An 18,520-nucleotide genomic window follows, 5' to 3' on the forward strand; every position below is an offset into this window, starting at 1 on the left:
CCGGTAGGCGCGCCAGTTCCAGCTGGTCATTATGCCAGCGCCTGCGGCGGCTTGGTGCCCATTCCATCCGGCCCTCATAGCCGATAAAGCCAAGCCCCATATGTACGGCACGGATATCACCGCGCAGTCGCTGCCAGCGGATGCCATCAAAATAGAGCTCGTAGAGGTTCGGCACATAGGGCGAGAGGATCCCAAGCCCCGCCTCGCAGATCAGGTAGGGAACCAGTGACGGGCTGGGATTGTGGAATTTCTGGCCTAGCTGTTCAAGATAAGGCTCGGTAGACGTAAGCGCGGCGGCGCCTGCGGCAGCTGTCTCGCGCATCCATGGGGTGGCATTACCCGGCAACAAATCGCTCATTATCGCCCCCGCCCTTTAAAACGCACATCGATCAAGCCAAGCGCCAGCGCCTCAGCAGGCCATGCCTCGGTATCGCCTTGTGGCGAAACAACTTTCACATTACTGATTGCCCCCGAACCAATGGTTTTAACGGCGGTGATTATGTCGGAATGATTAAGGTCCAGCCCAAGCAAATCCTGATTTTCCCACCAGCCTCGCAGCGCATCCCCAAGCCCTTCTAGCGCGCTCTCGCTCGCGTCCGGTGTCAGCCAGATATCAAGCGCCACATCGACTGTTTTACGCACCGCCGAGGCTACATGAAAACGGTCACTGGTCACCCGCTTGGCTTGCAGCGCATTCTCGACGCTCAGAAGCAGATCATCGCTGGCATAACCCCCGGTAGCTGTAGAGAGCACGGCCACATGAATGGACGGATCAATTCCGTGCGGGTCCGAGTAAATTTTAACGTCTCTCACATCACTTGAGGCGTTGAAAGCGATTGATTTATAGCGCTCTGCGGGACCGCCTGCACTACGCCCAGCAATAGCGAGCCTTGTGCGTTTTTGCAGCCGTTCGTCCCCCTCGCCCGTCACGCGCTTCACATCGTAAAATGCCGCTAGCTGGTCAAGCGTGGCTCCGCTGGAATAGTCGATCAGATAGCTCACAAAGCGCTCGTTGAGCCGCTGTTCAAACAGGGTAAGGCGATATGCAAACTCCTGTGCGATTATCACCGCAGGATCAGTCTCCAGCGCCTCAACATCAAACGCGATACCAGCACCCTGAAACCGAGCTTTAAGGCTTGCGACCATCTCCGCCAGAGCGGTTTCGTAATCAACGCTATCAATCAAATTGGGTGGCGGCATCTTTGACATTCAATCGCTCTCTATAGTTGCTGTGCTGCTGCCCCCTCATCGCTGAGGGTCAGGCCGAAATTAACTGTTCGTTCAACGCGGTAATCCGGCGGGGCCAAGTGGGCGCGGGGGCGAAAGTCTGCCTCAATCATCAAAGTGATTTCCCCGCGTCTTGCTCCCTCGACGTCCGGTTTAATTGTGGCCCGGCGCACTTTGAAACGCGGCTCCCAATGGCCTATTGCAACCACCGCCAATTGAGAGAAGGCGGCAAATAACTTGGGTGATAGCCGTCGCCCCAATAGCTGGGGCAACCCCGCTCCAAAAAAGCGTCGCATGACCCGCGAAAAGCGCTCAGTCGAGAAGATCACCTCAACCCCCTGCAAAGCGCTTTCTAGCGACCCGATGGGCTTGCGGGTCCGCATATCAATCCCCGCCATTAGGAAGGCTCTTTTGCGGGCTGTGATTTGGGCTCTGGCTTGCGTTTTGTCTGCGGCTCGTTAACCAGACCGCAGGCTAGGTAGTACTCAGCCTCTGTTGGCGTCATCTGAGCGCTTTTGTTTGCGCGTGCGCCATTAATCACCGCGCTTTCATCGCGCAGTGCATAGCTTTTCTTGGTCATGTGTAAGCTCCTAGTGCGGGCCTTGCGTGTCCGCTTTCCCGGGGAAAATGCCGCTGTGCACGTGCGTCGAACCAACGTTTTTCCCGTCATGCTCAATGCGCCCGCCGTTGGTTGCAGCGCCCTGAGCGCTGATTTCGTGTGTCACTCCGCCAATTTTGATTAAAACCGCCTGCTCCGCCTCAATCTGCAAGCGCCCGCCTTTAACTGAGACTGTCACGCCAGCGTCTTTGAAAACATTGGCCTGCATGTCGTCGTTTTGGCTGGTGTTGTCGCCGCCATAGCCGCCGCGCAAAAGCAGGGCCTGGCGCGGGTCTGCGTTGGGGGACAGTACCCCAACCGGCTGGCCCATTTTCAGCGGGATGGATGTTTTTCCGGTCTCAGGATGCGGCAACCAAGGCGATAAAAACGGACTGCCGTCCTCCTGCAAACCCAGCTGCACCCGGTAGCCCTTCTCACTATCGATCTCAGCAACCGGCCCTACCTGTATCATTTGCGCAAGCTTGGTGCGCAATTCCTCGATGTCTGCCCGCAATCCGGCGATTGTATCGGCCAGCTCTTCGATATACTCATCCATCACGCTAGAGCCCTATCGCGGTCAGCTCAGCATCAGAGCGCCCGTTTTCTAACTGGTAGCGCCGTGCATCATCCACCGCGCCCCCAAGCAGTTGGAGGATTAGCCGCGCTTTCACAGACGCGTCGTTCCCTGCATTAGCGGCCATATCCGCCAGTAATTCAGGGTAAGGATTAGGCAAAGACAGGTCACCTGCAACCGGATCGCCAAGCAGCTCAAGCCCGAGTACAATACGATGCGCAGCCAAGCGCAGGCCGTCTGTATCCGAAGCGATGCGCTCGCGCTTCATGTTCTCCGCTTTTTGCGTAAGCAACTGGAAATATTCTGCATATTTTGACGAGTTAGGCAGCAAGGCATCGCAGATCTGCCGCCCCATCAGGTCTAGCGTAAATTCCATATTGTCGTCGGTTTGCGGGATGCCGGTTACTGACGTATCTTGCCCAGTCTCAGGGTCCGTTTCCGTCATTGCAGAGGATATGCCCCATTCAATGATTACATCCGTTTTAGCGCTGCCTAGCAGCTGCAAACCGCCATCGCTAAAAGACGTTTCGGCTTCGTCGGTGTAGATCGATATAAACGGCGCCTCTTTATTCGTAGTGATGCCGCCCTCGTCCACGTTTAGCGCTCCAATAGCGCTGTCCTCGACATTATCGCCTGCCTCGGTTGCCCCTTTAAGGGCCTCAACGAGACAGTAGCGCAAAGCAATTCGGGTGATACTCATGCGCTGGCCAGCTCCAAAATAATACGTATCGGGTTATCGTAGTTGGCCGCAGCCACTTCAAAAAAAGGCTTCCCCTCACGCTCGACAGCGCGAAGTTTGTCACCCTTGAAAATGAGAGGCCCCTCAAGGTAAAGGCTCTTTGCGATGTAGGCTTGCATCGGTGTTTTTTGAATGCGCCCCTGCCATTTATCAGAGCGCCCTCCTGTAGCGCTCGTGCGCTTGGAGCCCGCCTCTTTAATAACGGCAAGCACAGTCTGGTTCTGACGCGTCCCGTCGGCACGGCCCTCGCTAAGAAACTTGAGCTCAACCAGCTCGCCCCACCGCCGAGTATTATCAGCTGCGGCCTGTTCTAGGTGCTTGCGTGTTTCAGGCTGCATTTTGCCCCCATCAATAGCGGGAGAGCGCGGGTTTCCCCGCGCCCTCTGTTAGCTTTGCAGTTCAAGAATTTTCTTGATTAAGGTTTCAGCCTTGATGTTCGCTGGCGGCTCGTATTCGAACGTTTCAGCGATCGTGACAAGCTCGTCACGCTCAAAGGCCTCTAGGTCTTCCTTCGTCCAAGTGGCTTGCTCGCCGTCTGGCTCATGTTCGGGGTCAGACTCGTCCTCAACCTCAAACGCTAGCCCGTCCTCGATCAGGTGTTCGCCGTATGAGCGAGGCACCTCAACCGGTGTGCCCCCATCTATCTGGACTACTTCTTCCTCGCCCAACACCTCGCCGGGTAGAAGCAGCCCGCCGGGGTGCATGATTGCAATTGTTTTACTCATGAGCGCCCCCTAGACCAGTGTCAGTTTGCGCAGGGCCTGCGGACGGGTACAGAGCGAAATCGCGTTCATCTGCACCTCGATATGCCGCCCTTTGCCGTTCGGCGTCGGGAACTGCTTTAGATACAATGGTAGGGCCAGAGTATTCACGGTTTCCACGTAATCGGCAGGGCCAAAACAGGTTTTAAACATATCCTGCACACCAAACGGAACTACACGCGCTTGATTTGAGGCGATGTAGGAGGACCCGCCATTGGCCTTACGCGCATTCTTGCCCATTTTGTAGCGTTCAAAGGTAAAGCCTCCGAACTGGAATACATCCGGCGTTGCTTGGCGCAACTGGCCTGCCGAATTGGTATTAAGGAACGTCTCGCGCACTTGGTCATGGTTCCAGAGCCAAGTATGGAACTCATTGCCGGTGAACGCATGGAAGCGATTGTATGCGCGGTCCAGATCGTCCTCAATCGAGAACGTCAGCTCATCAAATACCTTGCCCAACAGCTTAGTCTTGTCCGTTTTATCAAACTGGACAGCGTCGGGGGTGGCGTAACCAAACTGCTGGTAAAGGTTCGCATGCTCCAGCCCGTTCTTATCCGTCACAATCCCGGCAATGGCGCCCGAGCGCTGGTGTTCAAGCGTGTTGTCAAGATCACGCGCGTGCTTTTGCGCTTTCTTCACAATGCGAGCCTGCACGGATTCCGGGGTGTTTTGAGTGCCGAATTCACGCACATTCTGCACGCTATCCGCGCTCACCAAATCATCTCGCTGGAAGTGCGGGATGTTGATGTTAAACGCATCACGGCGCTCGTCGCCAGTCGTCTCACCGGGGCCACCGCGCGCGCTAGAGCCAACCAGCGCCAGATCATCCTGTTGACGCTCAATGCTCACGTAAGTCTCTGAGAGGCTTTCTTCCTCAAACAGGCCTGAGGCGCCAATCTGCCCCGGAGGCGTTGGGTTTTCGTTCAGCGCGATCGTGAGGTTCTCAACACTAAACGGGTCAGACATGTAAATATCATCAGGCATTCGTTTTTTCCTAACATCTGAAAATGGATGGATTAGCGCGTGATGATGCCGGCTTCTGCCAGCTCATCCCGTTTCGCTGTTATCTCGGCGCCAGTGTTGACCGAGGTGTGGAACACCAAAAGCGGCTCTTTCACCTCTGCGTCACGGGCAATGACCACCACTTCTGCGTCTTGTCCGCCCGGATCGACGGCATAACAGAGCACAGCAGCGCCCTTCTCAGCGCCGTCATTGCCCGCAGCTGTGGCTGGCTTATATTTGCCCGAGGCGGTCATTTTGCCCAGCACTGTTCCGGCTGCAATCAGGCCATCACTACCGCTCAAAGTCACGGTTTCGCGAGAGCGATTACCGGATGCTTCAGAAAGCAAAAAGGACAGATCACGCGCACGCATTGTCTTCGTCATGTGAATTTTCCCATTAAAAAAGGCCGCTTATCGCGACCCGTCGGTTTAGGTGAAGGTGTTACGGAAATTAGGCGGCCCGCATCAGCTTGCGCCGGGCCTCGAAGACATCCCCGCGGCTCATACGCGGCTTTTGCGGAGCGGACGTGCCGCCCAAGCCTGCTCCTGCTTGACGCATTTGGGTGTAGGCTTCGTCCGCGCTCTGGTTATTATCCGCCGTGGCTTCGCTATCTGTTTGTTTTTCTAGCGTTTCGAGCGTTGCTTTAATCGCATCAAATTCAAGGCCCTGCTCCATCAGGTGCTCAGCCAGCTTTGGCTGCGCTATAGCTTCTGGCAAAGCCATAACCTCTTTATGCAGCTTCATGAAAGCGGCAGCGCCCTCTTTCACACCCGCTTCCTTGGCTTCCATTTTGATCTTTTCCAGCTCTTCAGGCTTCATTTCGCTATCCTCTGTATCAAGGGGTTGTGAGGCCTGAGGCCCCGGTTCATTGGTCCAGTTTTTGCGCTGCGCCATTTGCATTAAGCGCTTGGGCGCATTTGCATACATGGTGAAATTAAAGGGGCTACAAGCGGTGGTTCGGCTCTTGCCGTCCTTCGATGATGTAGCAAAGCCTTCATCAACAGCCTTTTTGCCGTTCATCCACGTTTCGGCTTTCATCAGCTCGCGCACATCATCAACCGATTTTTCCGAGGCTGCGGCGTAAATTCCAGCAAATTCCTCAGCTTGCAAATTCAACAGGTTAGCGGTGTCTTCATGGTCCTCAGCCGTCCCCCATGTGATCCCTGCCGGGTCATGGATCATCATCAAAGAACCTGGCATCATCACCACCTCATCAGCGGCCATGGCAATGAGGGATGCCGCAGAGGCGCTCATGGCGTCCACCTGCACAGTGACCTTGCCCTTATGGGCCGAGAGTGCGTTGTAAATGCTTAGCCCCTCCATGGCATAGCCGCCGCCTGAATCCATGCGCACGGTTAAATCTTCTTCACGGCCATGTTCAGCAAGCGCCTCAATCACTTGGGTAGAGGTAAAGCCGCTCTCCCAAAAGCTATCCCCTACAAAGCCGTAGAGGTATAGTTGCCCGTCTCGGTAAATGTTCATTTATCAGTATCTCCGTGCTCGGAGGCGGGCTGCATAACGCCGCCGCTTGCCTTTATTTTGCCGCATCTCACAGCGCTGCTCCGCCTCGTTTAAATCTGCGCGGATCGTGCTTAAGCTGGCGTTTTGATAGCGGGTGTAATCCTCGCCAAACCGGCTCTCTGTGATTTTGTTGCCATCGCGCACTTCTTCATAAATTGCCCGCAGGCGCTCAGCCTCAAGGCACCAGTCTTTCTCGCTCATGCGCCCTCTTTTCAGGTTTAAGGATTGGGTGTAGCCTGCGGCCATTCAATTAGGAGTTTTGTAATGGCGTTCTTAAAAGTACTTCGGGCAAGTCTGGTTTGGCTTTTACTGATTGTTATCATTGGAGGCGCTATTGCGGCTTGGCTAGCTAACTTCCAATTTGCCCGGCTTGGCTATTTAGATTTCTCTCAGCTAGGGAGTATTTTCTTTTCTCAACCATCAAGCACCCCTGCAGAACGCGGAACATTTGGCGACAGCTTTGGGGCTGTGAACGCCTTATTCTCAGGACTAGCGTTCATCGGCCTTGCAATAGCGATCATCTTGCAGCGGCAAGAGCTGGCCATAGTAAAAGCCGAACGCGCGGACACCCAGAGGATTCTTGAACAACAGACGCAAGAGCTGCAAGAAACGAAGAAGGCGCGACGATTAACTACTACTCTCTCGCAAATAAACTCATTTCGCAGCGATTTTTATATTCCAAGCGTTTCCGGAAATGACGAGCCGCGTGGTTTCGTCGCTATTGAGAAGGCTGTGTTTGCCTTAATCCGCAAAGATCAGACGGAAAACGTCGCATACCTTAAGCCATTATGCCAAATAATTATTACTTACCTCAAGGATATTAGCAGCGAAGCATCCATAGAACTTGATGAATACTCCAAGTTAAAACAGGCAGAAGATCTTAGAAGCTCCTTATTCGACTGGGAAATCACGCTTCTTGTTTACTATGTCGCACACCATGGTAGCGCAAATGAATGTGTGATGATTGAAGAATTAAATTTTGTCGACTCAGATTGCTATCCAGATATTATACCTTTCCTAGAAAAACTAAAAAGTAATCCTAGCTTTTCTTAGCGTCTCTCTCCCCTTGTACGGCTCCACCATTGGGGCCGCCATCGCCGCCCTTTGCTGGCTCAAACGGAACGGGGAGATCGGCCTCAACCAGTTGGTCGCGCTCTTCAATCCGCTCTTGCAGCAGCAAGTCATAATCCAGCCCTTCACGAGAGCACTCGCGCCGCAGGCTGGTGACCCCGTTTTGCAGCCGTAGTTTGCGCGCCCGCTCCGCTTTCTCATCATCTGCCGATGGTGCCGCAGGCCCGAGCACTTCCACTTGGCTTAGGTAGGTACGGTTTGCACGAAAAGCCTCATAGCCGCCGCGAAACGCGATCAGTCCGCGCCCGATTTGCTCATCCAGCCAGTTGGCGAACACGGTCTTGGTCAGCGGTGCCACGACCCGGTTGCGACGGCGCTTTACAATCGGCCAGATCGAGGCATAGGCCATGCGCACGCTGGAATAGGTCTCGCCCTTGTGATCCATGGTCATGTTGGATGCGGTAACCCCGATGCGCCGCGCAACTTCGCGCAAGAGGTTCTGAAAAAACGCGACATAGTGCGGATTAGGCGTTTTGCTCGAATGCAGCTCAAACTCTTCCCCCGGCGCTAAATGGTTGACCCGTACGCCAGAGGATAGATTGATCTCACTTCCCGCCAGCTGCTCAAGCCGCGCAGTCCAGAGATCCTTCAGACCATTTGCCAGCTCTTCGTCGTCATCAAGAACCTGAAACGCCTCGAACACTTCTCGCGAAGCATCTGGGCTTTTTACCGTTGCCGCCATAATTGCCTGCGAAAGCGCTGTTGCAAGCGTGGCATTACCCAATTGCTCCTGATAGCCCAGATTGTTAAGCACAGCGGTTAGCAGCGGCACACCCCGCGAGGCATCAGGATTTTCCGAGCGGTCCAGCAGCTGCACAACATTGCAAAGCCCCGCACGATTGTGCGCAGGTATGTCATGATCGCTCAGGCCGTAAAGCCCTTCACTATCCTCGCGCATGAAACGATAACCTGTGTGCCGCCCGTTCTGATCCTTAAAAATCCCGTCCTGCAGGCCTATGAGTTTGTTCGTTTCCCACTTCAAAAGCCGCGGCGAAACAAGCGTTACTTTAGTCCCGCTTTCAATGCCGTAGCGCTGCCGTTCCCGTGCCCCTAAGTAGCTGAAAACACCAAAGGCCTCGCCCTTGCTCAGGAAGTAGCGGCAAACGCCATCATCCATTTCGGCAAGGGTCTTTTCGCCTGCCAAATCGACCTCTTTAGGATTTTCAGCATAGGCGCGAAACTTGCGCTCCACTTCCTGCGCAAACTCTCGCGCCTCCTTGTCACTGTATTCAAACTTTGACAGGTCGGGCTTGTAGTTAATCCGCAGCCCCTCGCCGATTGTATCAGTGATTACCTGATCGCAGGCGCCAGCGATCCAGCCGCTGTTATGTAGAAAATCCGTTGCCAAGGCGGAGGCCCGCAAAGCAGATGTGCGCACATCCTCCGAGCCTGCGCGATTGCTTACCACGCGCTGCGCAAGGACACCGCTGGCATCACCGCGTAAGTAACGCATTTGCGCCCGTTTCAATCGTGCAGGCGCCGCAGCTTTGTTTGCACTGATGCGGGCTTTGGCTTTTGTCATTTAAATCTGCTCCGAAATCGATTATGCCCCCCTGTCTTGGGCGGCTTGCGCACATGACGCACCAATTCGCCTGATGGTTTGCGGCCCGCGGGCTTGGCAATATTGCTCTTGCTGCGCAGCCGGTTTGGCAACGAATGTCGCGCTGCGCTGGCATACACCATGCAGTCGAGAGCCTCGTTGCGTGCCCCCTCTTTCTTCAGCTCCCATAGCCGCACCTTGCGCCCACCGACGTCCTTGGCGATGGCGTGCTCAGCCGTGAGCTGCGAAAAGTAATCAGCTGAAAGCCCTTCTGCTGGAAAGTGGATGGTGTTGGGGGATGGCGCGCCGTCTACATCCGGTTTGTTTTTGAGCTGGGCTGAGATTAAATCCTTGGCAGTATCGACGCCGACGATGTAAAGATGCTGCCCGCTGTTCTTGGTGCGGCTTGGTGTTTTTGGCCAAATCTGCCGCGCCCCGCTGCGATTGCTCATCCCTTTGGTTGCGTAAATACGGCGATATTTCCGCTTAGCGCAAAAGGCGTAAACAATAGCTGCCCTGTGTCCCTGGCTGTCGATCGCCGCTGCCCTAATGCGTAAGGCGCGCCCATCTTCAGTTGTGTATGTTCGCCGAAGCGCATCGTCAAAGTCATCCCACACCCGTTTCCTAGAAGTGTCACCATCAAGCACAATGTGCTCGATCACCCACTGTTCCTCGTCGTTGCCATAGCCAATGACGGTCATTTCCAAACGGTCGTCCTGCGTATCCGCCCCCGCAACCAATAGCCTGACGCCGGCAGGAAGTGCCTCCGCACTGTAGTTCTCAACCCGCTCCTCAAGCGCCTCGGCGCTCATGGAGAATTTCGCCTCCTTCACCACCTCGGCCAGCGCTGTGTTGACGAATTTCCGGTATAGCGTCGGGCGGTTGTAGCTGACCAGATATTCACGCACCACATCCGGTAATGATTGGCGCGACGAGTACAGCTTTGAAACCTGAAACCCCGCATGCCCGTCATAGGGTGACTGCTTGCCACAGTCCGGGCAATGGGAGCGCCCCCGCTCATCCCAGTTCTCGCTATCACTCCATTCAAGCGGACGGTGGGTTTTACCGCAGCACACGAATGGTTTTGTTTGTTTCCACCCCGCATGCGACTCTTGCGCAATGGCCGCGATGGCCTTCTTACGCTCAGCCTCACTCCACCCAGTACCACACCCAGTGCAGTAGTAGCGCGCTGTATGTGGCAAGTGGTTGCCGTTCTCGTCCTTGTCCCACTGGATGGTTTCGCGTGACCAATAGAGCACTTGCTCTGTCTCGCAGTGCGGGCATTTGACAAAACACTTGCGCTGGTCGCTCGCCAGATACTCGCGGTAAATCACCGATGTTTCTTCACTTGAGGGCGAACAGGCGCGCACATTCAAGCGCCGGGACTTGAACGAGGACGAGCGCTCCTCTCCCAGCGCCAGCGGGTCGCCCATCCCTCCTGCATCGGCTGGGTATAGATCAACCTCATCGGCCAGTGTTATTCGCTTGGGGCGCGATGCCAGATCAACCGGAGAGTTCGCGCCGACAAAATCAATAGCCCCGCCCGGAAACGCTTTGTGCTCAATTGTGTTCTCAGAGCCCCTCGCTTTTGGCGCGGGCACAAGCGCTGCTATCACCGGCGCCCCGCTTACGGCGGGCTGAAACCGCTCTTTAGAGAAGTTCGCCGCCAGCTTCTGCGTGGGCTGGATAAACAGGATAGACGCCGGATCCTGATGGATATGGTAAAGTGCGGTGTTGTTCAAAAACTCGGTTTTCATCAGCTGCGTACAGGCCATCACGCTAATTTTCGTAGTTCCAGCCTCTGTCACCGCCCGCATTGGTCCAATAGCAACGGGTACGCGGGAGGTTTTCCAGCGCCCCGGATTGGCTGAATTTTCCCTTGGTAGAAACCGGTGCGTATCCGCCCACTGGACGAGGTCCAGTTGTGGCGGGGGCTTGAGCCCGTCATGCCGCGCCTTTACCAGTGCCCGCTTAAGGCTCTGCCTTGCTGTCAAATGCCAGTGCATTCAGGATTTCTCCAATTTTTAACGATAGTTTTTCTTCGATAAATGGCAGCTCTTGCATTTCCAGCTCATCAGCAATCTCACCCGACATTGCCAAGAAGTTCGCACGGATCATCGCGTATTCCTTCGCGACTTCGCCCACCACCATATCTATAGGCACCAAAGCTCCCCGCTGCTTCTCAACCTCGATCTCAGCAAGGTCCGCTGCCGCTGCATCGCGCCGTATCCGGACACGATCTTTTTCAGGCACCTGCTCCTCTAGCGCAGCCTGCAAACAACGCTCGCGCCAAGCGAACACCTGAGCGGAATTGAATTGAGTTGCCTTCCCGCGCCCTTCATCCAAGTGCACAGGACAGCCCCTTTTCACCCAATTTCGGATGGTCTGAGGGGTAACCCCGAACGTCTCCGACAGCTCTTTTTGGTTCAAAATCTTGCCCGTTGCCGTCTTCGGCATTCATGCCTCCTACGAACATGAGCAATTTTGCCCGCCAGCCAAAAAGCCGACCCTGTAACACTCTGTTTTTGTTAGATTTTTTAGAGCGCCTTTGCGCCAAAACTAAGCAAGCAAAAACTGAGTTTCTGAAATTAAATCTGGCCATTAAACGGGCTAAGCGACCGCAACCCATTGATTTCCTTGAGAAAGGTACCTGAATGGGGGCGGTATGCACGCCGCATCCGGTGAGCAAGTTTAACCCAAAGCCATGCAAGGCGCATGAGTTGGTTGTGAGCGCCGCTACCGTTTAAGCAGCCGTTTCCTCACCTCAAACTCTACCTCTCGCTTGAGGGAACTGCTCTCGCGTTCAAATGCTTTGGCGCTCTCCCCAATAGTCATCTCTTCAGGGATACGAACGTCTGAGCGTACCTTGCGAAAGCCTGAGTGTCCCCACCAGCGTTTCCCGCTTGTCCTTGCTTGGAATACGGCGCCTTTGAATTGCGGCATGTCTTTACGGTTCGGGAAACGCCCGCCTTTTATCCACGCTTGCGGGTGCTTCTCTAATCGTCCACGGGGCTTTGCCCCTACTCCGCCCCACTTGTATTCTTTGGCTTTGAAGTGCCGTAGGCTGATGTAGCCGCCATTTGTTATTAGGGTGTATTCGAGCCGTGCGCTTTTCCCGTTGTGACTGGCGTATGCTCTCTTTGCCTTGCCCAGAGCCTTTTTGATGGTTTTCTTCTCTAGCCCTGTTTGTTTGGGCAGTGTTTTTATGACAGCGTTGCGTAGCCGTGTGCCGGTGCGGTTGATAGCTGCCCGATAGGCTCGCTCAGCCTCCGCCTTACTTCCCAGCCGCTCTGCCACTTTCCAGAACTCGGTGAGCTTGTTATCGTCAATGCTGAGTTTGATGTGTGCCATTAAACCGGTTCCACAAAAAAACCCGCCGGGGATCTCCGGCGGGCCATCGTTGGGTATTAGTATTACTACAAGGTCAAAGCATCAAAATGTGTACTGGACTCGCGCCCCGACCTTTATATTGTCGGTCTTCGTATTGGTCTTGTAGGCCATTTTGAGCACATCAATTCGACCTTTAACGGTAGAGTCTGTTCTCTCCCACCCTGCATCAAGCGCCAGAACCAAGCCATCAACGGGTGCGTATGAAAGCGAGCCATTAACTCCATACTTTTTCTGATCGAAATCATAACCATATGGTATAGGATTAGCCCCATAGTACTTCTGGGTGTTTGTCCCGCTATGGGTTAGCTTTAGGTATGATCCATCTAAGGCAAAGCTAACGTCATCAGTCAGAGCAAATTTAACCCCACCTGACAATTGATAGGCTTTCGCAGAATTGATGTTTGCAGCCGCTTTATTTGACACAGCGACCAATTCATCAGCTAGCCGAAGGATAGTAAGATAGTCACGTAGTCTGTCAGTGTTGTAAACCCCGCTTGGCCCAAGGGCTCTTACAAAACCTTTGATAACGCGATTACTATTCATTGACACATGATTATTATCAATATGCAGCAATTCCGCTGCCTTTTTTTCTGCTTCCGTTGCCGCACCGATTGCTATGTGGCGTGTCTTAATTGGCTTGCCTGGCCCCATGACGCGCACATTAAGCAGCCGAAGTGCGTCGATGGCCTCTTTGTTGTAGATTTGAGGCATGTCCTCAAACGCCGCCCTAGCCATCTGGTGGTACTGGGTTTCGTCTACACCAGCGGTAAATTTAGCGAGTTCCTTACTGTTGACGCCGACATATTCAACGGCATCTTTCGCGTAAGCTGCCCCAAGACCAACCTTAAACCCAGGCGCCACTTCTGCCAAATCGAATTCAAGCTCACCAATAACGGCATAGCCGGTTTTGCTGTTCTTATTCTGATGAGCAACACCAGCAACCTTGGCAAAGCCCCAGCCCTGGTTCGCTTCTAACGCGGCGACCAAGTCTACCTTATTATCCGCACCACCTGCTTTATTAGAGTCTTCCAATGAAAGCGATGCACTAAGCCCACTACCGAACGACTGAGTGTAAGAAGCCTGTAGGACATCTTTATCGTACCAATTTTGCCCGACAACGCCAATTTCAGAAAAACCGACAAATCCGTTGAATTTCGAGTCCGTGTACCCAGCTGTGAACTGGCCATTGCCAAAGCCGATCTGAACGTAGGTATCTTGAAACCCAACCCAACTTTTCGCAGCCTGATTGTGCTCTCCTCTAACTTCGACAAAGGTTTTGATTAAACCAAATTCGGTTTCCGTCATCGAACTCAAGAACAAAGAGCCTCGGCTCTTGTATTTGTAGTTCTTCCCCTCGCCGCTGTTGGAAAGATTACCAGTTGTTGCGGTTGCACGAATGCGTCCGCCAACTTTAATGCAAGTGTCCTTGCCCGGAAGCTTAAAGAACCCGGCACCAAACGCATCACAAGCTTGAACATAATCAACAGGCTCGGCAACAACAGGCAAATCCGCTGCATTTGCAGAAACCAACGAAACTGCGGCTAAAGGCGCAGCAAGTAGTATTTCAGGTTTCACTAAAAGACCCTCTCAAGTAATAGATAAAATAGTAAAGTCTTAAAATAGCCATGCATATCACGCAAAGCTATTCACCTTTACTTATAGTTATCTATTATTAAGCATCTTCCACGCGTGTGCTTTTAAGCACTTCCACTACATCTACTTATATGATTGAATACAATTTACTACTTTAACTTTTTTCTATATACATAATTACCAAGAAGACCACTGAAGAAACAACAGGCAAGGCTTCTCATTACAGCGCTTTGACTCCAAGCAGATTCTCAGTCCATAACAGTCCCCTGCTCAACTTATGCGTGAGTAGTTACGGTAGGGGCGGCATTAAGTTGTTTGGTGTCGGTCGGGCTGGTGTCGTCAAACTTTAGCCCGAGGTTAGAAGGTTCACACCTCCCTTCCCCTTGCCTTAACGCAAAGGGGAAATATGCTTAAAGAATATAAAAACAGTCCCGCGCCTGTTAAGTTGATTTACTGGCTTTTTGTGTTGTTCTTCTGTGCATTGGCGCTGCTAGGGATGTCCACAGTACTGTTGACCTTCGGGGTTTTGACAAAAAATTTCTTTAGCATTGAGAGTTTTGAAGTCTCAATGGCAACTTTTGCTCAGGTATTATCTGCAGTAGCTACATTAACACTTGCAATTCTGGGGTATAGGACGATCAGCTCAGGAGAGCGACAGTTTCGTACAATACAAGACCAACAAAGAAATTTCATTTTAAGTAAGCTCCCCCATGACATCAATTTGCTACTGAGCTGCCTTTACACAATAGAAGACCGTTATATTTGGTATATCTATGGTCAAAGAAATTATGAGAGAATTGAGTATCCCAAAACGTCTATTGAAGCCCTTTGTGAGTACGCAAAATTTCCTTCTCCTGACGCAGCTGCTGTTTCAAACCTAATTGCGCAGATTACAAGTATTTTTCCGACGATATACTGGAGATCCCTCAATATATATTCGGTTAAATGCTATTTCCCGGAATTCAACCCTGAGCAGGAGCTCATTGAAGCTGTCCACTGCGAGTTATTAATTCAGCTGCTGCACCAGTTGTTGCACAATGCTACACCGCTGGACCTGAGGATTAGTGGCAGGGATATGCTAGAGCGTCAGTATAAATTTCATATTTGTAGGCAGACACTTCCTAGTAAAGACAAGGAAAAAGAGCATCTAGAAAGACTCTTTAATTCTAATGAATTTACTAAGCTTGCGAGCGAGCTAGATGGCGCTATCAAGGCCGCTAAAGCAGTATCCCCCCCCTAAGCCGCAAGTTTCCTCATTCTATCAGAATAACTACCCGATTTAGGCCGGTATTGTCCAACCAGAATTTCACTAGCTAGGGAAGGATAAACCCTATCTTTACATAGACTTATCATTATATCTTCAAGTGCAATATTAACCCTATTGTAGCAGGTTTGCCGCGCAATACCCATTTGACTAATGAACTTACTTAGGCTCAACTTATAGGCATAGCAAAACGTCATGACCGCCAATGCCTTACGGGCTTCGGGCCGCTTTACCGCCGCCATCCAGCCCCACGTTTCTTCCATGCGCGCAATGGCCGCCGCGTCGGGCCTTGGCTGGTTACGCAGCTTCTTTTCCCCCTCAGTGAGTTTTTTAGCGCAGGCATTAAGAGCTGCCTCCCATTGCTCTGCCTCACTTGGTGTTGTCTCGGGCCAGAATGTTGCAGGCTGGCCCGGCCTTACCCCACGCACCCGCTGATAACGCATCACAACCTGCGCTTCGATGAGGCGATCGAGGATAACAGCTTCTGTGATCTGTAGTGGTGTCATAAGTGCCCTCAAGGTTTCAAGGGGCCGGATCCAGCCCAGCCGTAATCGCTGCGCATGCAAGCGCAATATGCAGGGGAATTTCTACTTTGCGCGATGGGTCGTCCCGCCTCGTGCCAGTCTCGTAAAGCCTGATGGTCTCTGGCGAAACCCCGAGGGCCTCAGCAGCCTGCGTTCTGCTTTTAAAGCCGCTTTCTTTACGCCAGTTTTTAAAGCTCTCGGGGGTCATTGCTGTATTCCTATTTAAGTAATTCCGGCAGGTAATAAGCAGCCACAAAAGCCGCGAAGAGTGCCAGAAGGATCAAAGCGTTTTTGCGTTGAGGTTTCATCATTGCGCCTCTATTATCACCTTTAAGGAGTAAGGTGCTGGGGACCGTAACCCCCAGCAGTTTGATTACCAGTGTCGGATAACATTGATAATCAAAACAATCGCTACAAGCGACTGCAGGATTAAGCTGGCCAAGTCATAATCCATTTCCTTACTCCTTTCTGGTTGTTGAGGGCGGGGTATTCCGCCCTCTTCACAAGTTAAATATAGGTACCTTGTACCCTTTTGTCAAGGAAAAAGTGGTACTGAATACCTTTATTTTTAAAACATCATCCCCTCTTCATGGCTCCGATCTTCCTTGAAGGTCGTGGTTGGGCCATCGAAAAACAGCTCGATCTTCTCGCCGCTTTTACCCATGCGCACTTTGTCCGCGTGGATCTGTGCCCGCCCCTTCCATGTCGCACAGTCGCTCAACCAGCGCATGTAGTCCTCGCTGCCATCTTCCGGCCGGTTCCGCTCTAATATGGGCTCTGGTCGGTGCAGGATCAGCACATTGTCCGGCGCGTCCTCCATATTTGAGCCGCCATAGAGCCCGCGTCTTGTCAGACGTTGCAGCGGCGGGTTATCGCTGCGCACAGCATGGCCAATTGCCAGCACAGGCAAATCCAGCTCCTTTGCCAGCTCTTTCAGTTCTGAAACCACATGGCCGCAGCGCCGGGCAATATCGGCGTTTAGGCGCGTATCTTTGACCTGCGTCGCCTTGATGCTATCCACAATCATCAACTTGGTGCCATAGCGGCTCTTATTGGCCTTGCCGCGATTAAACAGCTCCTCAATGCTGGTCTTGGTAGAGGTGACATAGAAAGGCAGCTCCTGCGCCCCTTGCCCTGCCAGATACAGCTTTTCCAGTGCCTCAGCCCCTAAGCCGCCCTGCCGGATGTGGCTAGAGGAGACCCCTGTTTGCCCCGCAAGCCAGCGCTCAACCACCTGCTGCCCTGTCATCTCCATGCTTTGAAAATCAACCGCGCCAAACGCGCCTGCAATATGCAGCCCCAGTTGCAGCGAAAGTGCGGTTTTCCCCGCCGCACCTTCTGCCCCCAGAACTGTCAGCTCCCCCGCTGCAAGTCCGCCGCCCAGCAGCTTATCAAGGGCCGCGATCCCGGTTGAAAGCACCGCCCCGCGCTCCTGATCTGGTGCATTTGCTCTTGCGAAGGCATCATTTGCCAGCTCCCCCAGCCGTACAGGGCGCGCTTTGCTGGCCTCAGCTGCTATGCTTTGCAGCTCGTCAATAAGTGCCTCTGCTGTTGCCCTGCTGTCTGTTTGCTTGCCAAGCATGGCCAGCCCTTTTTGCAAGGTCTCGCTGATGAGCTGGCTGTTGCGCCGCTCTATCAGTGGCTGCACCAGTTCGATGACTGGTGTCTGGATGCTGCCCCCTGCCGCTGCCAGTGCAAACATGCGCCCAAGCAGGTCTTCCTGCCCTTCATAGGGGCTGTTGGCCTCTACGAGCGGCAAATCGAAAGCGCCTGAAGCGGCGGAGGCCTGTAGGCCTTGCCAAACAGCCCGCCACATTGGTTCTGCCAAATGATCTGCACCAATCAGCTCCGCAGCCTCATAAAAGCGCCCCGGATTACACAGCGCGACGGAAAGCACTTGCTGCTCAACTGCACTCAGGTTCATGCTGCCTCTCCATTGAAACACCGACTACGCACAACCATTGCGGGCGCGATTGCGACTCTGCTAAGAATTTCAGCGGGATTGAGGGGAAGAAGATGCTTGTGCTTTTTAAGAGAAACGCCAAGGCAATTTTGGCTGGTGCATTGGCTGGACTGGTATCCACGATCGGGGTGCTTATGCTCGCCATATCGCCTAGCATAGAGGTGATCCAAGGCTGGATCGGAGACACAAGCGGCTGGGCTGCTGCAGCGGGCGCCTTGATCACAGTTGCGGTTATTTACAAACACAACAGGTTTGAAAAAGCCCGTTACTACAATGAGAAGCTTTCTAAGCGCTTGCTGAATGCGGACGATGTCGAGTTTATGAATTGTTATATTACGCCTACAGTTGACCTCATCGAAGATCAAATGGGGAGAGAATGGAGAGAGCAAGACTACAGGAAAGCTGAAAACAACATTCTTAAAATCAAAGAGCATCTTGATAAGATTACCGCTGATAAATTTACCTCTCATTATACATTTACCGATTGTAAAATTCGGATTGATGAACTCTGTGAAAATATTCAAAAAACGAGGAATACTTACGGCCCCGAAAAACAACACCTTGCCTATGGGTTTCAGAACCACCTTGCTTCCAGAGCGAGAAGCACAATGAATGATCTGGGGCACTCCTTTAACAATGAGCTTAAAACCCAAGAGAAATACCGCCAGTTTGTTGATCGCCACCTGCTTTAAA

At 52.9% G+C, this 18,520-nt stretch carries 22 protein-coding genes and 1 pseudogene; 3 read left to right on the forward strand and 20 right to left on the reverse strand.

What is annotated here, in order from left to right:
• From AYK82_RS17060 to AYK82_RS17115, 12 genes and pseudogenes are all read right to left on the reverse strand, one after another.
• Window positions 1-358, reverse strand: a pseudogene (locus tag AYK82_RS17060) (hypothetical protein); the annotation flags it as partial.
• Window positions 358-1,209 (reverse strand): baseplate J/gp47 family protein, encoded by an 852-nt coding sequence (locus AYK82_RS17065; RefSeq protein ID WP_068318895.1) that lies wholly within the window; start codon window positions 1,207-1,209, stop codon window positions 358-360. The gene AYK82_RS17065 and the pseudogene AYK82_RS17060, both read right to left, overlap by 1 nt.
• Before the next feature lie 11 nt (window positions 1,210-1,220).
• Complete coding sequence (locus tag AYK82_RS17070; protein ID WP_068318897.1) at window positions 1,221-1,625, reverse strand: GPW/gp25 family protein; 405 nt, start codon at window positions 1,623-1,625, stop codon at window positions 1,221-1,223.
• The gene (locus AYK82_RS17075; protein ID WP_068318900.1) at window positions 1,625-1,807 is read right to left on the reverse strand and encodes a hypothetical protein; all 183 of its coding nucleotides are present in this window, start codon (window positions 1,805-1,807) and stop codon (window positions 1,625-1,627) included. The genes AYK82_RS17070 and AYK82_RS17075 overlap by 1 nt, the downstream gene beginning before the upstream one ends.
• Before the next feature lie 10 nt (window positions 1,808-1,817).
• Window positions 1,818-2,381 (reverse strand): phage baseplate assembly protein V, encoded by a 564-nt coding sequence (locus tag AYK82_RS17080; RefSeq protein WP_068318902.1) that lies wholly within the window; start codon window positions 2,379-2,381, stop codon window positions 1,818-1,820.
• 4 nt (window positions 2,382-2,385) lie between these two features.
• Complete coding sequence (locus AYK82_RS17085) at window positions 2,386-3,099, reverse strand: hypothetical protein (protein WP_068318904.1); 714 nt, start codon at window positions 3,097-3,099, stop codon at window positions 2,386-2,388.
• A complete protein-coding gene (locus AYK82_RS17090) occupies window positions 3,096-3,476 on the reverse strand; it encodes a hypothetical protein (RefSeq protein WP_068318905.1) in 381 nt (126 codons plus the stop codon). The genes AYK82_RS17085 and AYK82_RS17090 overlap by 4 nt, the downstream gene beginning before the upstream one ends.
• Window positions 3,477-3,524: 48 nt before the next feature.
• Entirely contained in the window at window positions 3,525-3,863 is a 339-nt protein-coding gene (locus AYK82_RS17095) for a hypothetical protein (RefSeq protein WP_068318907.1), read from the reverse strand.
• Between the two features lie 9 nt (window positions 3,864-3,872).
• A complete protein-coding gene (locus tag AYK82_RS17100; protein ID WP_068318909.1) occupies window positions 3,873-4,883 on the reverse strand; it encodes a major capsid protein in 1,011 nt (336 codons plus the stop codon).
• Window positions 4,884-4,915: 32 nt separating this feature from the next.
• Complete coding sequence (locus tag AYK82_RS17105; protein WP_068318910.1) at window positions 4,916-5,284, reverse strand: head decoration protein; 369 nt, start codon at window positions 5,282-5,284, stop codon at window positions 4,916-4,918.
• A 67-nt stretch (window positions 5,285-5,351) separates the two neighbouring features.
• On the reverse strand, window positions 5,352-6,383 hold the full coding sequence (locus tag AYK82_RS17110) for a head maturation protease, ClpP-related (protein ID WP_068318912.1): 1,032 nt from the start codon (window positions 6,381-6,383) through the stop codon (window positions 5,352-5,354).
• Window positions 6,384-6,386: 3 nt separating this feature from the next.
• A complete protein-coding gene (locus tag AYK82_RS17115; RefSeq protein ID WP_082734028.1) occupies window positions 6,387-6,623 on the reverse strand; it encodes a hypothetical protein in 237 nt (78 codons plus the stop codon).
• Between the two features lie 63 nt (window positions 6,624-6,686).
• Here AYK82_RS17115 and AYK82_RS17120 point away from each other — a divergent pair, with 63 nt between their 5' ends.
• Window positions 6,687-7,475: a hypothetical protein gene (locus AYK82_RS17120; RefSeq protein WP_068318915.1), complete on the forward strand. Its 789-nt coding sequence runs from the start codon at window positions 6,687-6,689 to the stop codon at window positions 7,473-7,475.
• On the opposite strand, the gene AYK82_RS17125 is transcribed toward AYK82_RS17120, so the two are convergent.
• From AYK82_RS17125 to AYK82_RS17150, 5 genes are all read right to left on the reverse strand, one after another.
• Window positions 7,462-9,075: a phage portal protein gene (locus AYK82_RS17125; protein WP_068318917.1), complete on the reverse strand. Its 1,614-nt coding sequence runs from the start codon at window positions 9,073-9,075 to the stop codon at window positions 7,462-7,464. The two genes, AYK82_RS17120 and AYK82_RS17125, sit on opposite strands and share 14 nt — an antisense overlap.
• Window positions 9,072-11,099 (reverse strand): phage terminase large subunit family protein, encoded by a 2,028-nt coding sequence (locus AYK82_RS17130; RefSeq protein WP_082734023.1) that lies wholly within the window; start codon window positions 11,097-11,099, stop codon window positions 9,072-9,074. Before AYK82_RS17130 ends, AYK82_RS17125 begins: the two co-directional genes overlap by 4 nt.
• On the reverse strand, window positions 11,065-11,550 hold the full coding sequence (locus AYK82_RS17135) for a terminase small subunit (protein ID WP_068318921.1): 486 nt from the start codon (window positions 11,548-11,550) through the stop codon (window positions 11,065-11,067). Before AYK82_RS17135 ends, AYK82_RS17130 begins: the two co-directional genes overlap by 35 nt.
• A 279-nt stretch (window positions 11,551-11,829) precedes the next feature.
• On the reverse strand, window positions 11,830-12,444 hold the full coding sequence (locus tag AYK82_RS17145) for a hypothetical protein (protein WP_068318925.1): 615 nt from the start codon (window positions 12,442-12,444) through the stop codon (window positions 11,830-11,832).
• An 81-nt stretch (window positions 12,445-12,525) separates the two neighbouring features.
• Entirely contained in the window at window positions 12,526-13,989 is a 1,464-nt protein-coding gene (locus AYK82_RS17150; RefSeq protein ID WP_172795272.1) for a porin, read from the reverse strand.
• 493 nt (window positions 13,990-14,482) lie between these two features.
• Here AYK82_RS17150 and AYK82_RS17155 point away from each other — a divergent pair, with 493 nt between their 5' ends.
• Entirely contained in the window at window positions 14,483-15,316 is an 834-nt protein-coding gene (locus AYK82_RS17155; RefSeq protein ID WP_068318929.1) for a hypothetical protein, read from the forward strand.
• Here the strand turns inward: AYK82_RS17155 and AYK82_RS17160 are convergent.
• The 3 genes from AYK82_RS17160 to AYK82_RS17170 all read right to left on the reverse strand — a co-directional run bounded on the left by AYK82_RS17160 (window position 15,313) and on the right by AYK82_RS17170 (window position 17,788).
• On the reverse strand, window positions 15,313-15,846 hold the full coding sequence (locus AYK82_RS17160) for a DUF6362 family protein (RefSeq protein ID WP_068318931.1): 534 nt from the start codon (window positions 15,844-15,846) through the stop codon (window positions 15,313-15,315). The two genes, AYK82_RS17155 and AYK82_RS17160, sit on opposite strands and share 4 nt — an antisense overlap.
• Window positions 15,847-15,862: 16 nt before the next feature.
• Complete coding sequence (locus tag AYK82_RS17165) at window positions 15,863-16,072, reverse strand: helix-turn-helix domain-containing protein (RefSeq protein WP_068318932.1); 210 nt, start codon at window positions 16,070-16,072, stop codon at window positions 15,863-15,865.
• 360 nt (window positions 16,073-16,432) lie between these two features.
• On the reverse strand, window positions 16,433-17,788 hold the full coding sequence (locus AYK82_RS17170; protein WP_068318934.1) for a DnaB-like helicase C-terminal domain-containing protein: 1,356 nt from the start codon (window positions 17,786-17,788) through the stop codon (window positions 16,433-16,435).
• Window positions 17,789-17,880: 92 nt separating this feature from the next.
• Between AYK82_RS17170 and AYK82_RS17175 the strand changes: the two genes are divergently transcribed.
• Complete coding sequence (locus AYK82_RS17175; protein ID WP_068318936.1) at window positions 17,881-18,519, forward strand: hypothetical protein; 639 nt, start codon at window positions 17,881-17,883, stop codon at window positions 18,517-18,519.
• Window position 18,520: the final 1 nt, after the last annotated feature.

Source organism: Polycladidibacter hongkongensis (genome assembly GCF_001561995.1).
Classification (GTDB): domain Bacteria; phylum Pseudomonadota; class Alphaproteobacteria; order Rhizobiales; family Stappiaceae; genus Pseudovibrio; species Pseudovibrio hongkongensis.